Annotated in this window: 19 protein-coding genes; 17 read left to right on the forward strand and 2 right to left on the reverse strand. The window is 47.4% G+C overall.

Annotated features, from left to right (window positions below):
* The first annotated feature begins 67 nt into the window (after positions 1-67).
* The 5 genes from HNR50_RS08165 (at position 68) to HNR50_RS08185 (ending at position 4069) form a co-directional block, all read left to right on the forward strand.
* A complete protein-coding gene (locus HNR50_RS08165; protein ID WP_221439835.1) occupies positions 68-631 on the forward strand; it encodes a carbohydrate ABC transporter permease in 564 nt (187 codons plus the stop codon).
* Positions 632-691: 60 nt separating this feature from the next.
* Positions 692-2014, forward strand: coding sequence for an extracellular solute-binding protein (locus HNR50_RS08170; RefSeq protein WP_184745719.1), 1323 nt, complete (start codon positions 692-694; stop codon positions 2012-2014).
* Positions 2015-2647: 633 nt separating this feature from the next.
* A complete protein-coding gene (locus HNR50_RS08175) occupies positions 2648-2866 on the forward strand; it encodes a hypothetical protein (RefSeq protein ID WP_184745721.1) in 219 nt (72 codons plus the stop codon).
* Between the two features lie 12 nt (positions 2867-2878).
* A complete protein-coding gene (locus HNR50_RS08180; RefSeq protein ID WP_184745723.1) occupies positions 2879-3517 on the forward strand; it encodes a HAMP domain-containing protein in 639 nt (212 codons plus the stop codon).
* A 42-nt stretch (positions 3518-3559) separates the two neighbouring features.
* A complete protein-coding gene (locus HNR50_RS08185) occupies positions 3560-4069 on the forward strand; it encodes a hypothetical protein (protein ID WP_184745725.1) in 510 nt (169 codons plus the stop codon).
* Positions 4070-4082: 13 nt separating this feature from the next.
* On the opposite strand, the gene HNR50_RS08190 is transcribed toward HNR50_RS08185, so the two are convergent.
* On the reverse strand, positions 4083-5186 hold the full coding sequence (locus HNR50_RS08190) for an Ldh family oxidoreductase (RefSeq protein ID WP_184745727.1): 1104 nt from the start codon (positions 5184-5186) through the stop codon (positions 4083-4085).
* 223 nt (positions 5187-5409) lie between these two features.
* On the opposite strand from HNR50_RS08190, the gene HNR50_RS08195 reads away from it, so the two are divergent.
* From HNR50_RS08195 to HNR50_RS22710, 6 genes are all read left to right on the forward strand, one after another.
* A complete protein-coding gene (locus tag HNR50_RS08195; RefSeq protein WP_184745729.1) occupies positions 5410-6420 on the forward strand; it encodes a TRAP transporter substrate-binding protein in 1011 nt (336 codons plus the stop codon).
* 80 nt (positions 6421-6500) lie between these two features.
* Positions 6501-7007 carry a TRAP transporter small permease gene (locus tag HNR50_RS08200; RefSeq protein WP_184745730.1) on the forward strand — a complete coding sequence of 169 codons (507 nt, stop codon included), beginning with the start codon at positions 6501-6503 and terminating at the stop codon, positions 7005-7007.
* The gene (locus tag HNR50_RS08205) at positions 7007-8287 is read left to right on the forward strand and encodes a TRAP transporter large permease (RefSeq protein WP_184745732.1); all 1281 of its coding nucleotides are present in this window, start codon (positions 7007-7009) and stop codon (positions 8285-8287) included. The genes HNR50_RS08200 and HNR50_RS08205 overlap by 1 nt, the downstream gene beginning before the upstream one ends.
* A 192-nt stretch (positions 8288-8479) precedes the next feature.
* Complete coding sequence (locus HNR50_RS08210; RefSeq protein ID WP_343060158.1) at positions 8480-9823, forward strand: ABC transporter substrate-binding protein; 1344 nt, start codon at positions 8480-8482, stop codon at positions 9821-9823.
* Between the two features lie 98 nt (positions 9824-9921).
* Complete coding sequence (locus HNR50_RS08215) at positions 9922-11871, forward strand: sensor histidine kinase (protein WP_184745736.1); 1950 nt, start codon at positions 9922-9924, stop codon at positions 11869-11871.
* Positions 11858-12616, forward strand: a complete 759-nt coding sequence (locus HNR50_RS22710) for a response regulator (RefSeq protein WP_184745738.1) — start codon at positions 11858-11860, stop codon at positions 12614-12616. Before HNR50_RS08215 ends, HNR50_RS22710 begins: the two co-directional genes overlap by 14 nt.
* Before the next feature lie 53 nt (positions 12617-12669).
* On the opposite strand, the gene HNR50_RS08225 is transcribed toward HNR50_RS22710, so the two are convergent.
* Complete coding sequence (locus HNR50_RS08225; RefSeq protein WP_184745740.1) at positions 12670-13425, reverse strand: pseudouridine synthase; 756 nt, start codon at positions 13423-13425, stop codon at positions 12670-12672.
* Between the two features lie 22 nt (positions 13426-13447).
* Here HNR50_RS08225 and HNR50_RS08230 point away from each other — a divergent pair, with 22 nt between their 5' ends.
* From HNR50_RS08230 to HNR50_RS08255, 6 genes are all read left to right on the forward strand, one after another.
* Positions 13448-16312, forward strand: a complete 2865-nt coding sequence (locus tag HNR50_RS08230) for a hypothetical protein (protein ID WP_184745741.1) — start codon at positions 13448-13450, stop codon at positions 16310-16312.
* 500 nt (positions 16313-16812) lie between these two features.
* Complete coding sequence (locus HNR50_RS08235; RefSeq protein WP_184745743.1) at positions 16813-17322, forward strand: DinB family protein; 510 nt, start codon at positions 16813-16815, stop codon at positions 17320-17322.
* A 224-nt stretch (positions 17323-17546) separates the two neighbouring features.
* Positions 17547-18149, forward strand: coding sequence for a DUF2269 family protein (locus HNR50_RS08240; protein WP_184745745.1), 603 nt, complete (start codon positions 17547-17549; stop codon positions 18147-18149).
* A gap of 71 nt (positions 18150-18220) precedes the next feature.
* A complete protein-coding gene (gene leuC / locus HNR50_RS08245; RefSeq protein WP_184745747.1) occupies positions 18221-19588 on the forward strand; it encodes a 3-isopropylmalate dehydratase large subunit in 1368 nt (455 codons plus the stop codon).
* Positions 19585-20184 carry a 3-isopropylmalate dehydratase small subunit gene (gene leuD / locus HNR50_RS08250; RefSeq protein WP_184745749.1) on the forward strand — a complete coding sequence of 200 codons (600 nt, stop codon included), beginning with the start codon at positions 19585-19587 and terminating at the stop codon, positions 20182-20184. The genes leuC and leuD overlap by 4 nt, the downstream gene beginning before the upstream one ends.
* A gap of 56 nt (positions 20185-20240) precedes the next feature.
* Entirely contained in the window at positions 20241-21911 is a 1671-nt protein-coding gene (locus HNR50_RS08255; protein WP_184745751.1) for a two-component system sensor histidine kinase NtrB, read from the forward strand.
* Positions 21912-21924 lie beyond the last annotated feature (13 nt).

Below are 21924 nucleotides of genomic sequence, written 5' to 3' on the forward strand. Positions count from 1 at the left end.
AAGATGGTTTACAAACAGTTTAATTGTGACGGGTATTACAACTGTATTTACACTTCTGTTTCAAGCCATGGCAGGATATGCATTTGCCAAAATGAAATTCAGGGGACGAAAAGTCCTCTATTCTCTGACTCTGGCGGGACTTATGGTTCCCAAAGAAGCTCTGTTCATTCCTCTTTTTCTGATGTTTTCCCAGTTATCTGCCCATAATACCTACGCAGCTTTATTCCTTCCCAGAATAGCCATTCCTCTTGGTGTGTTTATTATGGTTCAGTTCTTTAAAGGAATTCCGGATTCTCTTACTGAAGCGGCTCAGATAGACGGAGCTTCTCCTATAAGAACATTTTTCAGCATAATTTTACCCATGACAGTTCCCGCTTTAACTTCTCTTGGAATCTTTACCTATATTTTGACCTGGAATGATTATCTCTGGCCTCTTGTTTCCGCAACGAGAAAAGAGATGTTTACAATCACGACAGGTTTGGCTTCTTTACAGGGGAACTTTGCTCAGGCAACAGAACTGGGATCTCTCATGGCTCGCGGTTCTATTGCCAGTTTACCTCTCCTCATTTTGTTTTTGATTTTTCAGAAGTATCTTATCCGGGGAATTTCCATGTCCAGCGGCGGCAAATAAATACAGATATATGGCAGAGATTTAGTCTGCACATAATATAGAATCTTAAAGGAGTTCATAGTGAGAAAATTATTAATTGGTATTTTGATGGGTTCAATCTTTCTGTCTCCTGTTCTGGCGAGTGGTGGTGCGGAACAGACTGGATCTGAAGATGGAGTTATTGTTCTTGAACTTGCCCGTTTCTTCGGAGATCCCGATGATTCGCTTATGAAGTCGACGGATTTGAGTCAGGCTAATTCGGAAGCGGCAGCCATTCAGATCCTCACAAATATTTTCAATGCTGAAAATGAAGGAAAAATAAGAGTTGAGAAACTTGGCGGTAGTGAGTGGGGAAGCTATTATGATCAGTTAAATACCACTTTTGCTGCAGGAGACCCACCTGATGTCGCTGTTATGCATCAGACTAATATGCCAGCCTATGCGTCCCGGGGATTACTGCTTTCTCTTGACGATCAATACAATTCCGCTGGTATCGATTCTTCTGACTGGACAGCACCAGCAGCCGCAGCCATATCCTATGAAGGAACATCATATGGAGTCCCTTTAGATCTTCATGCCAATTTACTTCATGTTAATGTAGATCTCTTTAAAAAAGCCGGATTAGTCGATTCCAATGGTATACCTGTTCTTCCGACCAGTGTGGAAGAGTTCTTTGAACAGGCTCAGATCATGAAAGAGAGAACCGGCAAGCTCTATTGGGTTGAAGATGCAACACAGTATCCCATTTCTTTCCGGTTGTTTCATTCTTTGATGGAGCAACAGGGAAAATCAGTCATTGATATCGAATCAAATACAGCGAATATGGATTCTCCCGAGGCTGAAAAGGCTCTCTCTTTTATGCTTGAGCGTTTTAATAAGGGCTATTCCGATCCTTATGCCGATTATACAGCTGCTCAGCAGATGTTCATGACTGGTGAAGCTGCTATAGAATTAAATGGAACCTGGGTCGTGGATCAGTACAACAGAGAGTTGGAATTTGACTACAGAGCCATGAACTTTCCCAATCTGATGGGTGAAAAGAAAGTCTGGGCCAATAGCCATATGTGGGTTATCCCAAAGCAGAAGGACAATTTGGAACAGTATGAAGCAGCTCTTGAATTCTGCAGTTTCCTGAATGATCATGTATATGACTGGGCTGCCGGAACAGGACATATCGCGCCGAGAAACAGTGTTCTGAAAGCTCTAGCTGCTGACAATGTGCCTCAGAGAGCGAATTATGCCGAAACGGCATCCAACGCTAGCACTTTTCCTCCAGTTCTAAATTATGCGGCCATAGAGACAATTATTAAAGAGGAAATTGAAAAAACCTGGTTGTTAGGCGAGAGTCTTGATGATGTTCTAACAAGAGCTGATAAAAGGATTGAAGAAGTTTTGAATAATTGAGAATTAAACAATGTTGCCCAGCTGAAAATATATTTTCAGCCGGGCTTTTTTTACATATTTTTTATCATAATCTGTTCAACGCTGCCAGTTCTTTTTCAGTTTCAAGATCACGTCCGCTATTTGCTGTCTGTCCAGGATATTGAAAAAGGAGTTTCGGAAGAATAGCTTTTAATTCATCTTATAGTATCTATGTAAATCTCTTGGGGGAGTTTTCGGACAATCCCAAATTGGACTAGTATATCTGGAGAGACCTGGCTGCCGATGGCGGAGAAGGGAGAGTGAATACAGCGATACCATTGTCTACGGCAATAGCGTTCTGCTTGATCCCGAAGATCCTTCGGTCTACGCCTTTCTGCGGGAAGGAGAAGAAACCTTATCAAGAGTTCTGGCGGAGTTGCAAGGGGAAAACCTAGAAGAGTAGATATCATCAGCCTTAAGCGGGGTTGTCGAAATCAAGACAGGAATCGATGACTTGCGGAGAAGGGCGGATGCAGGGCTGATAAACCGCTATTCGTCGATCAGACTCAGAACTCTGGCTTTGAGGAATATGGCTGGTCCTGAAATCTCCATTCTAACAGCCACTATGGCTGGTGGACAGCTATTGAAATCAGATCTGTATGAAAAGATATTATATTGAATATTGTAACTCTAAAGTATTTTGAAGATCTGGATCTTCTATGTGCCCATCTTCAGGGGCAGGGGGTAGAGGAATCGTACTCCGAATTGAAAAATCTCTATTTCGATGAGTTTTTAAAGTCCCGGAATGAAATACTTCCACTGGCTCCGGCCGGCGGTCCCTATCCATCCACCCATGAAGAATTCCTGAGACTGGGGGTCAGAATACTGGAATAGATATCAGATTTTATGGGAGTTGTTGTCAATAAGACAGAGGAATATGCAGACAGCAGGATCGAGCGTGAGAGGCAGGAAATCCGGGAACATATTCTCGCCTTCCTCCTGTCATCGATACTCATTTTCTTTTTTCTGCAGATTTTTCAGAAAAACATCTTTGCTCCCCTTGATAGGTTGAAGAACGCCATGCTGCTGATCAGCCGGAAGAATGCGGAATCCGATGTACCCTATATCAATATAAAGAACGAGATCGGCGATATCGCCAGAGCGGTCAACGAATTCAGAATCAACATAATCAAGCTCGATAAAGCCAATTTCGCCCTGGAGAAGACTTCAGCGGATAAAGAAAACCTCATTGCTGCACTGGAAACGAGAATAAAGGAAATCAATGAACTTCAGGAGCTGATCCCCATCTGCTCCTACTGTAAAAATGTCAGGAATGACAAGGGGTATTACGAAGAGATTGAAAGCTATATAGCCAAACACTCCTCGGTGGATTTCAGTCATACAATCTGCCCGGATTGCCTCAGGAAATACTATCCAGATTCGCCGAAAAATTGCAAAGGAAGATCCGTAAGGAACTTGAGAGTCAACAGGAATATCAATGCTTTCTTTCTTTTTTCATGTTGTCATTTTCCTCTGGTGTCCTAAGGATCTCTTGAAAAATGACTTCAGTTTTCTTAAAATTTCACTATGAAGATAGAATGCGCCTGGTGTGGAAAATCAATGGGAGAGAAGGCTCTCCATGTTGAAGGAACCTCTCATAGTATGTGCGAAGATTGCGCCTCCGATCTGCTTTCCAGGCCGATCGGTTCGATCCGGGATTACCTGGACCGCCTCGAATATCCGGTTCTGCTGATCGATTCTGAAACGAATATGAAAGCTGAAAACACACGTCTGAAGGAACTGACCGGAAAAGAGCCGGAGCTGATCGAAGGCTATAAAGGCGGCGACGTTTTCAACTGCATTCACCACAGCAAGCCGGGCGGCTGTGGAAAGACTATTCACTGCAAAGTCTGTACGATCCGTAATGCCGTTGAAGAGACTTTTAACACAGGAAATCCCTGTATCGATGTCAAAGCCACTTTAAAAGTATATGTCGAGGATGCGGAACAGCATGTCTCCTCGTTCATTACAACGCACAAGGTCGGAGATTTCGTACTGCTGGCCATTAAAGATCTCAGAGTCGACGAAAAATCATGACATACTCCACATCTCAGCTGATGCTTATCGGTTCCGGGCATTGTATTCCCTGTTCTTTTCCAATGGCGCATATTCCCTCATATGTTTTTTTCAAAAGAGGAACCCCGATCCTGTTGTTCTCCCGTTCCTTCTCCATTTCCGGCAATCCGGCGAAGTAGACCTGCTCTTCTCCTTCGGCCGGTGGGCTCCGGCGTATTTCCCGGAGCATATCATCCATATCCCTTCGGAAATCATCAGGGTCCCTGAAGCGGCTGATATCGATGGCACCGAAGAAGTGACTGACCCGGGCGGAGGACTCTTCCGTATCAAAGACTCCCTGACCGAATGAAGCGCCGCTCAGGACGCCGGTCAGAATGTCCACCATGACAGCCAGTCCGAAACCCTTATGTCCGCCGAAGGCCTTGCCCATTCCTCCGAGGGGAAGTAACCCTCCGCCGACTCTGTTTTGCATATCATCGAGCATGGAACGGGCATCTTTTGCCGGTCTGCCGGTTTTATCGACAGCCCATCCGTCGGGAAGCTCCTTATCCAATCGTTCGTACACTTCCACTTTGCCTCTGGTGACGACAGTCGTCGACATATCCAACAGGAAAGCCACTTCCTTATCGGCTGGAGCGGCAAAGGCCAGCGGGTTGGTCCCGAACATGACCTGACGGCCGAAAGTCGGAACGCCGAGAGCGGCTGTGTTCGTCATGGCTATGCCGATCATATTGGCATTCAGGGCCATTTTCGCGTAATATCCGGCTATACCGAAGTGATTGGAGCCGCGGACGCATCCAAAAGCCGAACCGTTTGTTTTCGCCTTATCGATAATCATATTCATGGCTCTCACACTGACTGGCGCTCCCATGGCGCCATTGGCATTGATTACCAGAGAAGCAGGGGTCTCCCTGAGGATTTCAAAAGGCGCATCGGGCAGCATCTGACCGGACTTCAAGCCGTTGACATAACGCCATAGCCGTCCTGTCCCATGTGATGGTATACCCCAGGCATCTGCGGCGACCAGGACTTCAGATGCTGTGGCGGCGTTCTCTTCCGAAACTCCCAGCTGTTGAAATATTTTCCGGCAAAAGTCTTCCAGAGAATGGCGCTGAATCCGAACTTCTTCATGTTCCATAGATTTCTCCCAATGAAGATTAAAGGGATAAAATAGATAATGTCAAAGGGGGATCTTATATAAATCCATGTTCCGTATATAGATCCCCATACAATAGAGCAGGGAAAAATCCGGTTCACGGGCCGGAATTCCTGTTCACAGCCGATTTTTCCCGTTCGCATGAATTCTCTTGGAGCCGGTATTTTTTCCTGTAGCATGAAGTCATTACAAAAGGAGGAACCCTATGAAAAAAATATGGGTCAGCGTCTTGGTTATCTCTATCGCAATGAGCGGTCTGTTCGCCGAAGGGAAACAGGATGATTCTGAAAAGACTTACAAAATTACTGCGGGTATCGGTCTGAATGACAAATCCGCTCAGTACGAAGGTCTGATGTACTTCAAGGAACTGGTTGAAAAAAACAGCAATGGACGGATTACAGTTGATGTTTATCACTCCAGCCAGCTCGGTGATGACAGAGAAATGATGGAAGCTCTTCAGAGAGGCGAGCAGGAAGTTACCTGTCCTTCCACAGCACCTATCGTATCTTTTCAGCCTGAATTCGGTGTATTCGATCTCCCCTTCCTTTTTCCCAATGCAGAAGCGGCCGATGCCGTTCTCGACGGTAAAATCGGACAGGAGCTGCTCGACAGCCTCTCCATTGTGGGTCTGAAAGGACTGGCTTTCTGGGAAAACGGATACAGAAACCTGACTAACAGCAAACGGGCGGTTTACACTCCCGCCGATGTTAACGGTCTGAAAGTCAGAACCATGGAAAACCCCATGCATCTCGATGCCTGGACGACTCTCGGCGCCAACCCGACTCCCATGGCATTCGGAGAGCTCTTCTCAGCTATGCAGCAGGGTGTTGTCGACGGACAGGAAAACCCCTGGGGAACAATCTATCTCCAGAACTTCTTTGAAGTACAGGGATTCGCTACCGACACCGGTCATGTGTACTCTCCTTTTGTTCTGCTGATCGCTGAAAAATTCTTCAACGACCTGCCGGAAGATCTTCAGAAAGTTGTGCAGGATGCGGCCATCGCTTCCCGCGACAGAGAAAGAGAACTGAACAGAAAATACAACAGCGAGTACAAAGAAAAACTCAAAGAGGTTATGACTGTCGTGGAACTGACTCCCGCTCAGAAAGCCGAGTTCCAGTCCATGGTAATGCCCGTATACGATACCTATTCAAAAGCTATCGGAAAAGACCTTATCGACAGCGTTCTCGCGGAAATCAAATCCGCAGGCTACTGATTCGATCGGGAAGTTACTTAATTTGAAAACCGGTCCGGAGTGACGTTCGGTCATTCCGGACCGGTTTTATTGGAGTTCTGATGAAGATTAAAGATCAGTTTGTTAAAATCGAAAAGCTGTTCAATATGGTTCTCATTTCCTTTACCACCGCCATGTTCATCATTGTCATATTCAATGTCTTTATGCGGTTTGTCCTGAATAATTCCATCGGCTGGGCCGATGAGCTTTCCAGGTTTATATTCATATGGATTTCCTTTCTCGGTGCCGTTCTGGCCTACAAGTCCGATGAGCACGTGGGATTGAGTTTCATTGTTGATAAAATAAAGTCTTCCGCTGTCAGAAAATCGCTCTTTTTTATACAGCGACTTGCGGTTCTCTTTGTTCTGCTTATTATGACTTATTACGGTTACATCGTTACGATCAGCGCCAAAAATGTCTCTCCGGCCCTTTCCATAACCCTGTCCACCGTTTATATGATAGTCCCTTTCTGCGCGCTTCTTATGACTCTGCTCGCCATAGGGAAGATAGCGGCCCTTTTTTCCGGAAAAAACGGTGATGCTGCTGAAAAATCGGAGGTAACGCTGTAATGCTCTGGATATTTTTACTTGTTCTGTTTGTTTCAGTACTCATCGGGATTCCCGTTGTGTTTTCTCTGGGTGTGGCCAATGTCGTTCTGCTTTTTCTTATGGATTTGCCCCTCACTGTGCTTCCCAGCAAGATGATTTCGGGAATGAACAGCTTCCCGCTTCTCGCTATTCCCTTTTTTATATTTGTCGGCGAAGTCATGAATCAGGGCGGTATTGCCAAAAGGCTGGTGAAACTGGCTGATTCCATGATCGGGCATATTCCCGGAGGACTGGGTCATGTCAATATCATGGCCAGTATGTTTTTCGGCGGAATCAGCGGATCGGCCATTGCCGATACAGCTGCCATCGGCGGGCTTATGGTGCCTCCCATGGTCGAGCAGAAATATCCCGCCCCTTATTCTGCTGCCGTAACGGCCAGTTCCGCTGTCATCGGAATCATTATCCCTCCCAGCATTCCCTTTATTTTCTTCGGAATTGTGACCAGCACGTCCATTGCCCGTCTTTTCCTGGGCGGGATAATTCCCGGTATACTCGTAGGACTGGCGCTTATGGTCACGACCTATATCACCAGTACGAAACACCGGTATGGCGTTGTCGGAGAAGGACAGAAGTTTTCCTTCCGTAAAGTCGGATCGTCTCTGAAAGAAGTCTGGCCGGCTCTGACACTCCCTTTCATCGTTGTCGGCGGCATACTGGGTGGTGTTTTCACTGCAACGGAAGCGGGTGCTGTTTCCGCCGTCGTAGCTTTGTTTCTCGGGCTTTTTTACTATAAGGAAATCAAGCTCAAAGATCTTCCCGGTATCCTTCTGGCTTCGGCCCGGACAACAGCTATTGTTCTCTTTCTGTGCGGTATGGCAATGGTCTCCGCCTGGCTTCTGACCCGTGCTCATGTTCCGACTGATCTGGCCAGGCTCCTGACAAGCCTTACCCAGTCGAAGATTGTGATCCTGCTTATGGCCAACCTTCTGCTCTTCCTCATCGGGTTCATTATGGATCTCATTCCGGCCATTCTCATACTGGCCCCCATTCTGACTCCCGTAATGGTTCAGGTCGGCATCGACCCCGTTTACTTCGGCGTCATTATGTCTATCAACCTGGGAATCGGTCTTATCACACCGCCCGTCGGGACGGTTCTCTATGTCGCATCCGGCGTAGCTAATGTGAAACTGGAAAAACTGGTAACATCCCTGATTCCCTTTCTCATCACATTGCTCATCGTGCTCGTGGTGCTCATACTATTCCCCGGTCTCGTTATGTTTATTCCCGATTTGTTCTATTAAGGGGCAGATAAGATACCGGAAAATCTGATAAATTGGATTTTCCGGTTCGACCAGCCTATTTTGATTCTGATGATTTTTCTGCCTGGCTGATCGGCTTTCCGGTGAAAAATCCGCTTGGCCTGCAGTCCTGCCCCGGCGACAATGGCACGGAAAATTTAAAAAGAAGTCTTATAGGGAGTATGGCTGTTGATTGTGAAAAAAGCGGCTTTGATAATAATTGTCCCGGTTCTCTTTTTCGGTGCCCTTTTTGTTTTCCGGACTTCCGTCCGAGGGGAAACCGGCGGCACATCATCGGATGAAGTCTCCCCGGAATTCAACTGGAGGAGCCAGAGCGGTACAAAACTGAATGTCATGCTCAATCTCCACCCCTGGGTGGAAATCATCGAACCGATTCTGCCGGAATTCGAGGCTCTGACCGGAATCGATGTGGAGATCAGCATTTATCCGGAAGACCAGCTGCGGGCCAAGAGAAAAATCGAGATGGTGTCCGGTGTCTCCGATGTCGATGTCTTTATGATTATGCCCGGCCATTCCCTTACGCTATACGAAAGATCGGGATGGATTTCTTCTCTCGATGATTTGATCGATGATCCGACTCTCACTAATCCGGACTTCAGGAAAGATGACTTCTTTCCCGCTGCTCTCGAAGCGGGACGGCGCCATGAGAGCCAGTACGCCATCCCCGTTTTAATGGAGACGTCGCTTCTGGCCTACAACAGAGAAATCCTGGAAAAATACGGCATACATGAACCTCCCTCAACTCTGGACGAGCTTGAAAATACGGCCCGGAAAATATACAGCGAATCCAACGGTGAAATCTACGGTATAACCATGCGCGGCAAAAGAGCTTCGGCCACTTCCCAGTGGATCGACTTCCTCCGGGGGTTCGGCGGCGACTGGCTGGAAGGGGATCGCTCGGGTATGGGGTCCCGGGAGGCCATTCTGGCGACCGCCTATTATGGCAGGCTTTTGCGGCTCTATGGTCCAAAAAGCGCTCCGAGCAACGGATGGTATGAAAGCATCTCCATTTTTATGGAGGGACGGGCCGCCATGATATATGACGCCAGCGTTTTCAAAATCCACTACGAAGACAGTTCGTCTTCCGAAATTGCCGGTAAGGTGGGTTACTCTCTTATCCCGGAAGGACCGGCGGGAACAACACCCCATATTTCCACCTGGGGGCTGTCCGTTTACAGCGGTTCTCAGAACAGGGAAGCCGCCTGGATCCTGATCCAGTGGCTGACAAACGAAGCCAACTCTCTCCAGGCTTTGCTGGGCGGAATTCCGGCAGCGAGAAGTTCCGTCTGGGAGAATGATGAGTTCACCAGTCACGACAGCACGCCCCAATGGACCCGGGCGTCGAAAGAGAGTTACGCGCTGGCCTCGCCCTACTGGAATCCTCCCGTAGCCGATGTCGACCGTTACCGGGAAGCCGTGGGAAGCGCTATCGTAGAATCCATACTGGGCAATTACGTGGCTTCTGCCTGCCATGCCGCGGAAGCCGAAACCAATTCTCTGCTGGAAAATGAACCATGACGATCAGAAAGAAGATATTCCTGTCCTATGTGGTCCTAGTCAGTTTCTTAATGTTCTATTCTCTGCTTCTGTTTACACTGGGAGTCTTTCAAAGGCGAATGGAAGACGATGTCCTCGCCCTATCCCGGTCCAAGCAGATCTGGAACGATATTCTCATCTCCATGAATGAATTGCAGTACAACTGGTCGGACGGCGAAACCTATTTTCAGTTCAAAGAGCAGTATCAGAGTCTGGACCATTATTTCCGGGAACTGGATAACAGGCCCCGGAAGAACATAATCGATCTCAATAAAACTCTGAACAGAAGAATGAAAGATCTGTACAATACGTGGATAGTCGCCCGGGAGGGAGTTCTCGAGGTCCTTTCTGCCATCGAAAGCCCCGATTTTGAAAGGGTGGTTCTTCAGCTTGAGAGGAAACCCGGACTTCAGAGAATCAATCACCTCTGGACGGAGTTGTATTACAGCTCCGATGCCGCCGACAACAAAGACGCTTACATTCTGAGGAACGTCATCGACAGCATAGAGTTCTTTCCCATATACAGCGAGACGGTCAATAAGCTTTTCGATGTGATTATCGGAGAGGTCGATGTTCTGACTTCAACTCTCCGCAATGTGGAAATCCTTGTTTCCTTAAGTCTGTTCATTCTCTTCATAGGAATCGCACTTTACTATTCCTTCCGCTTTTCCAATTCCATATCCCAGCCCATTATGGATCTCAGTTATAAACTCTCTTCCTTCGTCGGCAAAACCCTCAAGCTGAAGCATTCTCCCGATCTGGATGAGCTGAATCTGCTCGGGGAGTCGGTGGGTAACCTTATCTCCCATTATACCGATCTTTCGGTGCAGGCTGGGCGCCTGGCCATGGGAGAACTCGATTCTCCCATTCTGGATCTTCAGGAGCACGGTGTGGTGGGAAGGGCGCTGAAAGACATCAATCTCTATCTGATGGAGCTGGCGGAAACCAGCCAGTGGATCAAAAAGGGAAACTACGGAGCCAGAATCAGGATCAAATCCGAAAAGGATATTCTCGCTTCCAACTTCAATGTCATGTCCAAAGTTATTGACGAGAAGATCACAACGCTGAAAAATATCTTCGAAGCCGTAGAGGAGAGCATTATCGTTATTAACAGGAAAGGGGAGGTTCTGGAGGGAAACAGCAAATTCCTCCAGCTGGTAGGTCTGAAGGGCGAAACCGATCTGAGCAATGAAAAGATGAATCTGAGCCTTTTCTTTTATACCGATGATCTACCCGATGAACTGTTCGACAGCAGCAGCGAGAATATCCTCTACATCGATCTGAAGGATATTAACGGCGAGCCCATTCCCGTCAAGCTCCTTTCCCGTAAGATGCCGGAAGACCAGAGTGTCGGCGAACAGTTTATGCTGTTCATTACCAATGAGACCCTGAAGATGAGAATGGAGCGGGAGAGAGAAACTCTGAGAGCCCAGGCTGTCGAATCGGAACTGATGGCATTGCGCGCTCAAATCAACCCCCATTTTCTCTTCAACACCTTAAACGGTATTGCCCATCTGATCGAAAGCAACAGCGACAAAGCTGTTATCATGATTGAAAAACTGGCCGATCTGTTCCGTTACTCCCTTGTTTCGACCCGCCGGATCACCGTGCTTCTTTCGGAAGAGCTGAATATAATCAAGCAGTTTATGGATATTGAGAAAATGCGCTACGGAGATAATCTCGAGGTCGAGTACCACATCGATAAAGAACTTCTTTACAACACTATCCCCCCTATGCTTCTTCAGCCCATAGTGGAAAATGCCGTGAAGTACGGATCCGATGAAGGGGGAAAAATCCATATCGATTTTGAGATTGTCAAAGAGGGGAATTTTCTTATTATTACTATTTCCGACCGCGGAACCCAGGCTGTCAATCCCCATATCCTTCTGGAACAGCAGGGAACGGGGATCCGAAACGTCAATCAGAGAATGATGACTCTTTACAACCAGCCGGTTCAGTTCGTTCAGAACAATCCCGGAGGATTGAAAGTCATATTAAAGATTCCGGAGACAGCCAGTGAGTTTAATTAAAGCCATTATTGTTGATGATGAAAAACCGGCAAGAGACCGGGTTCGTTTCTTTCTCAAGGATATTGATAAGATCACCATAGCCGGAGAAGCGGAAAACGGCGAAGAAGCTCTGAAACTTTTTGAGGAGGTCAAGCCCGATCTCCTGATTCTCGATATTCAGATGCCCCAGCTCGACGGATTCGGCATGCTGGGCAAATGCTCCTATCATCCTGCGGTGATTTTCATCAGCGCTTACGACGAATACGCCATTAACGCTTTTGAAGTGAACGCGGTCGATTATCTTCTGAAACCCTATACGAAAAAGCGCTTTTTCGATGCGATCAACCGCGTTCTGGCCTCTATCAAAGATAATGATTACTGGGAGAGCAAAGTGTCCCGGTTGCTCGACTCCCGGCAGGACGGGAGTGATCTGCTCGAAAATATCAGCGTGCGGAAAGGCAACACCTACCGGGTCTTTGACGTGAAAGAAATCGATTACTTTAAAATGGATGGCGGACTGCTCTTTCTCCACAGCAGGGGAGAGCGGTATCTTGTTGATTCCTCCCTCAATCAGCTCGAGAAGAGACTCCCCCCCGCTCTGTATTACCGAATCCACAGAAATGCCATTGCCAATCTGAAAAACATCCGGGAAATCCTCCCCTGGGGGCAGGGGCGCCTCGCTCTGGACTTCGGAATTTCCGGAAGAATTCAGGTCAGCAAGGAGAAAGTCAGCGCTTTCAGGAAAAAGGTCGGGCTGAAGATCTGATCCTGATTAATACTCTGCCAATCTGTATGAGCTCTGAGGGAGTACGGTTTCATTCATATATTCGATGAATCTGGCCGGTCGTCTATAGCCTGGCCCATGATCAGAAATCTATCTGTCACGCCGGCCATATCTTCGGGTTCGGAAATAACAAATGTCAGCCTTTCTTCTGACCGGGGATGGTCAAAAGTCAGTTTTCCGCAATGCAATAACAGCCTTTCATTGCCCCAGTAATTCTCCAGAATCCTGTTGTGCCGCAAATCGCCGTGGCTCGTATCTCCGATGACCGGATGTCCTGCTCCGGCCAAATGCCGGCGGATCTGATGAAATCGGCCCGTTTCCGGTTTGACCCTGATCAGGGAGTAACGCGAAGTGGCGTACCTGTTATTGGCCACCGGTATTTCCATGGTGCCCATCAGGGTAAAGCGGGTCAGTGCGGTCTGCAGCTCCCCCTCACCATCCTTGCTCAGCGGACGGTCTATGGTTCCTTCTATTGCGGCGTAGCCTCTGACGACAGCAGTGTATTCCTTTTCAATTTCATTTCTGATAAAAGATTCCCCGAGAAGCCTGGCTGTCAGACTGTCGAAAGCGCATATGAGAAGTCCCGATGTCGCCCGGTCGAGCCGGTGGACAGGAGAAGGGGGAGAAGGAAATCGGCTCCGGAGTCTGTCTACAACGGAATCCCTGTCCGAGGCCATCTTCGTCTGATGGGTCAGCAGGCCGGCGGGTTTGTTTACAATGGCAATGTGTTCATCTCTGTAGAGAATATCCAGATCGTTTCCGGTCATGGCCATGATCTTAGCGCAGAACAAATAACTATGCTACTATGGGGATATGGAATTAATCAGTCTCATAGCCGTCGCAATTCTCATTTTTGTTGTTATCGGACAGAACCGGAAAATTTCGGATCTCAGAAGTGATCAGGATCATCTGAGACACCGGTTAAAAGATCTTATCGATTTTGTAGAAGGTCATTACCGGGAAAATGATTCCGGAACATCTACGGCGGAAGAAGAACCCGTCAGCATCGATGATCAGGTTGAAATTCCGGCGGAACCGGAAATCGCCGCTGCCGATGAAGAAGCGGCGCCCGGTCGCCCGGAGGATGTCATTGTCCCCGAACCGTCGGGAATAAGAGTCCTGGCCGATCTTCTTCTTAAAAACTGGATCGGAATTCTCGGAACGGTCATTCTGGTTCTGGGATTCGGGTTTCTGGGAACCTATGTGGCCATTAATTTATCGGAGTTCGGACGATTTCTCCTTTTCCTCTGCTCGGTGGCGCTGATCGCCGGGGGCTCCTATCTGCTGGAACATAGATTCAAACTTCTGAACCTGGCGCTCTGGCTTCGCTCCGCTTCGGGAGCTATTCTGCTTTTCGCCTGTATCGGCTCGTCGGGAATCCCCGGCTTCAAATGGATCGATAATCCAATCGCGGGGCTGATTCTTCTTATGCTGGGCGTCGCGGCCAATATCGCCTTCGGACATGCCTCCGGCCGTCAGGTAATAGCCTCTGTCCATGTTTTTCTGAGTCTTCTGGCCATCTCCATCGCCCCCGCCGCTCTTCTGCCTTTTCTCGTGGCTCTGGCCGTCGTGCTGTATGGCCTATATCTGACTTACCGGAAAAAATGGGACATTCATTTCCTTATCATAATCAGCCTCTTTTTTCTCTATCATATGATCTGGCATTTCCAGCTTGGCAGACCGGGCCGTGCCGCGCTTTCCCCCGGCGACGAAGCGGCGGCTCTCTTCTCGGTTACGCTGGTCTTTCTTTTCAGTCTGCTGGCTCACTACCGGCACGTTTACAGCCAGAAAAAGTTCGAGCTGATTCCTTTTCTGACCCATTTTCTCAATTGGGTCTTTTTCGGCAACGGCCTATTCCTTTACCGGAATCTGATCCCTTTGAAATTTCTTCTTCTCGGAGCCGGAGCCTTCATGGCCTACCTGATTGCCCGGAGAGCGAAAAAACTCGAAATACGGTGGCTTTTCGTAACCGATGCTCTGGCGGCGAATCTGCTTATGATCCTGTCCCTGACGGCATTGTATCCCTACGGTGTCACCTGGTTTTACATCAGCCTTATCGTGCTACTGGAAACGGTCCTGTTTCTGGTTATCACCGTCATGGAAAAAGAGATCCTGCTGACCCGGATCGCTTATTTTCTCGTTCCTGCAGCTGGAACAGCTGCCGGGATATCCGCTTTTGTTCTCTCCTTCGAGAGCGGCGGACACTTGGTTGCCGCCGGAACCTTAAGCGCCGTTCTTCTGTTCACAACAGCTCTTTACGCTTTGTACTCCCGAAGAAATGCTCATTTTTCAGAAGTCGATGTAAAAATGTCCGGCTCAATCGCTGTTTTCATGCCTCTGCAGGCAGCAGCTGTCTATGCTCTGGCGGGAGATTGGACCTACTCCTTTCTGACAGTTGTTCTTCTCATTCCTCTTCTGGCAGTCAAGGACAGAAACCGTAATCCCTCACTGGCTATTGCCGTGAAGATAATCGCACCCGCTCTGGTTCTTTTTACATTGGTCTCTTCTTATGACTATCCCGGCGGAATCGCGGCGCAAATACTCTACTTTATTCCCATGACAGCCGTTCTCATATCTATGGCTTTTTTCTCCCGGATCATCATCCCCTGGAATCCCGGCGGAATCAGAACTGCCGCAGTACAGGCTGAAAAGGCATCTCTTCAGCGGAGCAGCTCCTTTGGATTATTTCTGCTCAATATCTTTCTTATCGCCCAATGCCTCTTCTTCTTTCAGGAAAGGTCGGATTATTTCATCGGCATGCTTCTCTTTGTTCTCTCTATTATCAATCTTGAATCGGGAAAGGCTTTCCCGGCTATCGGAATCCCGCAGAAACGGATCGCCTTTATTGAGCTGATTCTCTTTCTGATTGTCCATTTTACGGTAAATCGCGAGCTGAAAATGTACCTGCTGCTCGATATCCAGACTGTCGTTCTGATCCTTTACTGGGTTATACGCAGCGCCGGAGATCTCACCAGGGAGAATGTGTTCTTCCGCTTTATCTTCCGTCATATTCTGGAGCTGCTCTATCTCGTCGCCATAGCCCTGACTGCAATGGAAGTCGAAGCCCAGTGGCATCCGGTCATCTGGATCGCCCTGGCCGTCCTGTCTCTCTTTTTCTCCTGGACCCGGAGACCTGATCTCAGCCGGATAAGACTCTATTCCGTTTTCCTTTCCTGGGCGGCTTCTTTCCAGCTATGTTTCATTCTCGGATTCGACCGGGGTGGCTGGCTTTCCGGAGCCATAGTCATAGCCCTGAATACTCTCTATCTGGTTCTCTTCGGGCATAAAGCCCGTCTCGATGAGTTTGCCGAAGAGGGGAATTTCATAATTCTCTCCCGTCTTGCCCATAACATCCACAAGAACAGGAACCTCTGGTTATTCTATCCTTTTTTTGCGGCAGTGGCCCTCTATATATTCTTCCGGTTCAACAGGAATATCATTACGCTGATGTTTGTTCTGGAAAGTCTACTTATTTTCCTCTTGAGTCTTAAACTACGGGAAAATACCTTCCGCTTTATTTCAATGGCGGGTATCGCCGGATCGCTGATCAGGCTCGTGTTCTTCGATCTGACTAATTCGGCAACGGTTCTGAGGGCGCTCGTTTTTATCGGCATGGGCGTGGTTATGGTGATCATGAATGCGCTGTACAGTCATGTGCGGGCAAAAGGAGAGAGATGAACAACCGGATTCCTTTATAGCTGGCGGCTTAGTTGTTACATTTGTTTAATATTGAATTATGAGAAAAGTTACTATACTATTAGAATGTATATTGATGGTAAAAAAAGCTACTCAATAAATGATTTGATGATTCTGGAGTACAAATGAGAGTGGGAAAAGGTATTGTTTATTTTGTAATAGCTTACATAATTAGAACAGTAATATTCTATTACATAGATTTTGATTACAACATTTTTACCGAGGATTTCAATTTCCTAAAATTAGCAATTGATTTTGGGATGTTTGCCTTCATTTATACATCAGTTTTGTTAATAGGAAATAAGATAACAAGAAATAAGGACTAAAAATATAATCCAAAATCGTCGAACTCATCACTTAATGAGAAATATACGCTCCATTTCATTCCGTGTTTCGCCAAATATACCACTTCGTGCTAGACTTGACATATTGTCGGAATGTTATACGTAAAACCCCGGATATTCCTATTAAAAGGAAACATTATGATTGAATATGATAAGTCATTAGCACAGTTGGAAATAAATAAGACAATAATTGAGAATCTAATGTTGAATTTAACCGAAGAACAAGCGCATTGGAAGCCTGCTGAGGATAGATGGTCAATGCTTGAAATCTTAAACCATATTATTGATATTGAAATAGAAGATTTTCGATATAATTTTGAACTTATTCTTTTTAATCCGGAAAGGGAATGGCCTTCATTTGATGAAATGAAATGGATAACTTCCAGGAAATACAACGAACGGGAAATGAGTTCTTCGATTGAAAAATTCAAAGAGGAAAGAGATAACTCTATAAATTGGTTAAGAGAATTATCAAGCCCAGATTTATTTTCACAACACTTTGGGAATAAAATGCATTTAGGTGATTTACTTTCTTCGTGGTTAGGTCATGATTTATTTCATATAAAGCATATTTCATTGATGAGATGGGATATATTAAAGAAATGGTCTGATCCATTTACACCGGATTATTCGGGCTTCTACGTATAACAGCGAATATGCGGTTGAGCAATCCGCTTCCGATAAAGCCCTGTCCAATCTACTTCAAAACAAGAGTTTCTAAACATCGTGACTGGAATTAACTGCAGATAAAATCACAATCTGGCTCCTTCATGAAGAATCTTCTCGAAACAATAATTATCTTTCAATTTTCCCAAGGCTTCATTACAATAATACAACACGATATATAATGAGCGAGGATAAAACAGTCATATATGAACCCGAAAAATAACGCAAATTCAAAACCGGTACTTTTTGTCTTTCTGGCCATTATGGCGGCAATGATTATCCTGAGCATCCTGTTCCGCGACAAGATCGATGAATTCCTCAACAGGCCCTTCCTCTATCCCCATGTCCTTTTCGCCCACATACTCACGGTCACTCTCTTTTTCGCCAATGCGGTCATCGGCATACTGTGGGAGCTGCGGAGTCTGGCTTCGAATAGGAAAGAGATTATTCTGCATACCTACAACACCGTCGCCTGGCTCGATGCTCGTTTCTCCTCTCCGCTTATCATTCTCTCAGTCATCAGCGGAATTATTCTGACTCAGATTTACGGGGATTTCCTCCATACGGGCTGGCTTTTTCTCGGCTTCAGTCTTTTCGTTCTTTCGGGAGTTATCTGGATTATCAGCGATATCCCCGGACAGTATAAGATCAAAAAGCTGCTGGCGGAAGTCGACCCGGAATCAGATATCCTCTCCGAAGAGCTTATGGATCTTTTAAAAAAACGGCTGAGGGTTTCCCTGGCCGGTGTCGTTCCTCTGATCTTTGTCTTTATTCTCATGGTCTACAAACCGGATTTTACGCTTTTTTAAAAATAATTAGTGGAACCTAACTCTATTATTCTTTATATTTTGTAAATATAAAACGAAAGAGAGGTGCCGCCATGAGCCAAAACCTGCTGAATAAAGTCTGGGATATTCACAAAATCAAAACCCTGCCCACCGGACAGGACCAGCTTTTCATCTCCCTTCATCTCATTCATGAAGTGACATCTCCCCAGGCTTTCGGAATGCTGGGAGAGCGGGGCCTCAAAGTCCTCTACCCCGAAAGGACCTTCGGCACGGTGGATCACATTATCCCTACAGACAAGAGAGAACGGCCTTTTGACGATGAACTGGCAGAGGGGATGATCCGCGCTCTGGAAGATAATACGGCTAAGAACGGGATCAGCTACTTCGGACCGGACAGCGATCATCAGGGAATCGTCCATATCATGGGCCCTGAACTGGGACTGACTCAGCCGGGGCTTACCATCGCCTGCGGAGATTCCCATACATCGACCCACGGCGCCTTCGGAGCCATTGCCTTCGGAATCGGCACCAGCCAGATCCGCGATATCCTGGCGACTCAGACCATGGCTCTATCTAAACCGAAAGTCAGGCGGATCAACATCAGCGGAACTCTGAAAAAAGGCGTTTACGCCAAGGATATCATTCTGAAAATCATCGCCGATCTGGGTGTGAACGGCGGTCTCGGATTCGCTTATGAATACGGCGGAGAGGTCATTGATAACATGTCGATGGAAGAGCGGATGACCATCTGCAATATGACGATCGAGGGGGGCGCCCGCGTCGGTTACGTCAATCCCGATAACAAAACATATGAATATCTGAAAGGGCGGAAATACGCTCCGGAAGATTATGAAACTGCCGTTGAGCGATGGAAGTCTCTCGCCTCCGGAAAAGATGCTGAATATGACGATGTCTACAATCTCGATGTCTCATCTCTGGAGCCAATGGTGACATGGGGGATCAATCCCGGCCAGGCACTGGGTGTCGGAGATCAGATTCCCGAAGACGCCGATGAGCAGGCCTGTTCTTTTATGGGCTTTGACCGCGGTCAGGTTCTCAAGGGAACTGAAATCGATGTGGCTTTTATAGGCTCCTGTACAAACGGAAGGATCAGCGATCTGAGAATCGCCGCCGAAGTGGTTAAGGGAAAAAAAGTCAGATCCGGTGTACGGGCGCTGGTTGTTCCGGGATCGAGAAGTGTAGCCGACCAGGCTGAGAGGGAAGGGCTCCACACCATTTTCAAAGAAGCGGGATTTCAATGGCGGGAACCGGGCTGTTCCATGTGTCTGGCCATGAACCCCGATAAACTGGAGAAACGGGAGTTATGCGCCAGCTCCTCAAACAGAAACTTTATCGGGCGGCAGGGATCGCCAACCGGCCGGACTGTGCTTATGAGTCCTGCCATGGTCGCTGCCGCAGCGGTTAACGGAGTTATATCCGATGTGAGGGAAATGTTATGAATGAGAGAATTATAGAGATTACAGGTAAGGCGATTCCCCTCAGGGGCGATGATATCGATACGGACAGGATCATTCCCGCACGATTTATGAAATGTCTCACTTTCGACGGGTTGGGGCAGTTCGCCTTCTATGACGTGAAATATGAAGAGAATGGAGAGGAGAAGAGACACATCCTCAATTCTCCCGATTATCAGGGACATTCCATTCTGGTTTCCGGCCGGAATTTCGGTTGCGGGTCCAGCCGGGAGCACGCTCCCTGGGCTTTGAAGGGGATGGGGGTCAGATGTATCATTGCCCGGTCCTATGCTGAGATCTTTGCCAATAACTGCAGCAGTCTCGGAATACCCGCTCTCATCGTCGATGAGGCGAGCGCTGGAGAACTCATGAAAATGGCTGAAGATGATCCCCTGGTGGAATTCCGTGTCAATCTGAATTCCAAAAAACTCCATGCCGGGAATCGGTTCTACGCCTTCGATCTGCCGGAAAACTACCGCATTGCTCTGGTCGAAGGAAGGTGGGATACCACATCCATGCTGATGGAGAATCTGGAGGATATAAAGCTGAAGAATCAGTTTCTTCCTTCATTTAAAGGCTGAACAGTTTTTCTTTTTCTTTAATAATTGCCAATGAGATATTACAATTATCTACATTCATGACAGAAAAAGAAGAGAATCATTCTGAAAACCGCAAAATGCTGGAACTGCTTTCTCATACGGCTCTGGACTTTATCGAGTTTTCCCGGAATGACAATATTTATGAGTATATCGGAAATCAGCTTCTCGATTTTCTGGGCAACAGCGCCTATATTATTCTGAATTCGGTCGATTCCCGGAAAATGGAAGCTACTGTTGAAGCCGTTCTGGGCCTGGGAGGCTTTCTGGAAAAACTCATCGCCATAATGGGCCGCAATCCGGTCGGTATGACCATCGGTATTGACGATACAACCCCCTATTACGCCGACGGGAAGCTCCATCTTTTCGAAGAGGGCCTTTACGGCCTGGCTCTGAAAACAATTCCCCATTTCGTCTGTGCTTCCATAGAAAAGCTTCTGGGCATACGAAGCATATTTCTCATCGATATGGCGAAGCAGAATCAATTTTTCGGAACGGCCATTATTTTCAACAGAAATGAAGAACCCCTTCGCAATCAGGAGCTGATCGAAACGTTTATTAAACAGGCTTCGATCGCCATTCAGAAGAGACAGGCGGAACAGGAACTCCATAAAAGCGAAGCTATGTTTCGCGAACTGTTCTCCAATATGAGCAGCGGAGTTATGGTATTCCAGGCTGTCGATGAGGGTGATGATTTTGTTTTCGTCGATATCAACCGTTCGGCCGAGGAAAGCGACAAGCTATCCAGAAACGATCTGTCCGGCAGGAGGGTCAGCGAAGTCCTGCCCGACCTGAAATCCCTTGAAATATTTCCCCTTTTCAAGAAGGTCTGGAAAAGCGGTAAGGCGGAGCGCTGTCCCGAAGTAGAGTACAGCGATGGCAGGAAAAGCGGATGGCGGGATTATTACATCTACAAACTCCCCACCGGCGAAATCGTTTCGATATATGATGATATAACAGAGCGGAAGAGGATGGAGGAAAAGTTGCTCCATAGGAGGAAAATGGAATCGGTCGGCCAGCTGGCTTCGGGCATCGCCCACCATTTCAATAACAGCCTGTGCGGAATCGTTAATGCGGCGCAGCTGCTCCAGTCACCCAATCGGAACCTCGATGAAAAGGGGATGAAATACACCGGTATGATCCTTGAGTCGTCGCGGAAAGCGGGGGAGCTGGTTGAGAAGCTTTTAGTCTTCGGACAGAAAGGGGACATTCCGGAAGCCGATATCAATCTCAAAGAGATTCTGAGCGATACGGTTGAATTGCTTACCGGCACGATTACCAAAAATATCTCTCTATCCGTAACAGCCGACCATTGTTCCGTCAGAGGGGATCATACAGATATTGAGAGCGCCATCATCAATCTCTGCATCAATGCCTGCGATGCCATCGATAGAGGGGGTGAAATAAGACTCACTCTTGAAAATACGGCTCTGGACGATTCGTACTGCGCTGCCAGTTCCTTTGATCTGAAACCCGGACTTTTCTGCAGAATCCGCATCGTCGACAGTGGAAGGGGCATTCCGGCGGCGAATCTCAGCAGGATTTTCGATCCTTTTTTTACAACGAAAGAGCAGGGGAGAGGTGTGGGACTCGGGCTTTCGGCCATTTATGGAATCGTGAAGGATCACAGCGGGGAAATCCTTGTGGAAAGTTCTGTGGGAAAAGGCACCGTCTTTACTTTGAATCTGCCTTCTGTGATCCCCGCTTCCTGATCGGACCGGGCCA

Origin of the sequence: Spirochaeta isovalerica (genome assembly GCF_014207565.1) — a bacterium.
GTDB lineage: Bacteria > Spirochaetota > Spirochaetia > DSM-2461 > DSM-2461 > Spirochaeta_F > Spirochaeta_F isovalerica.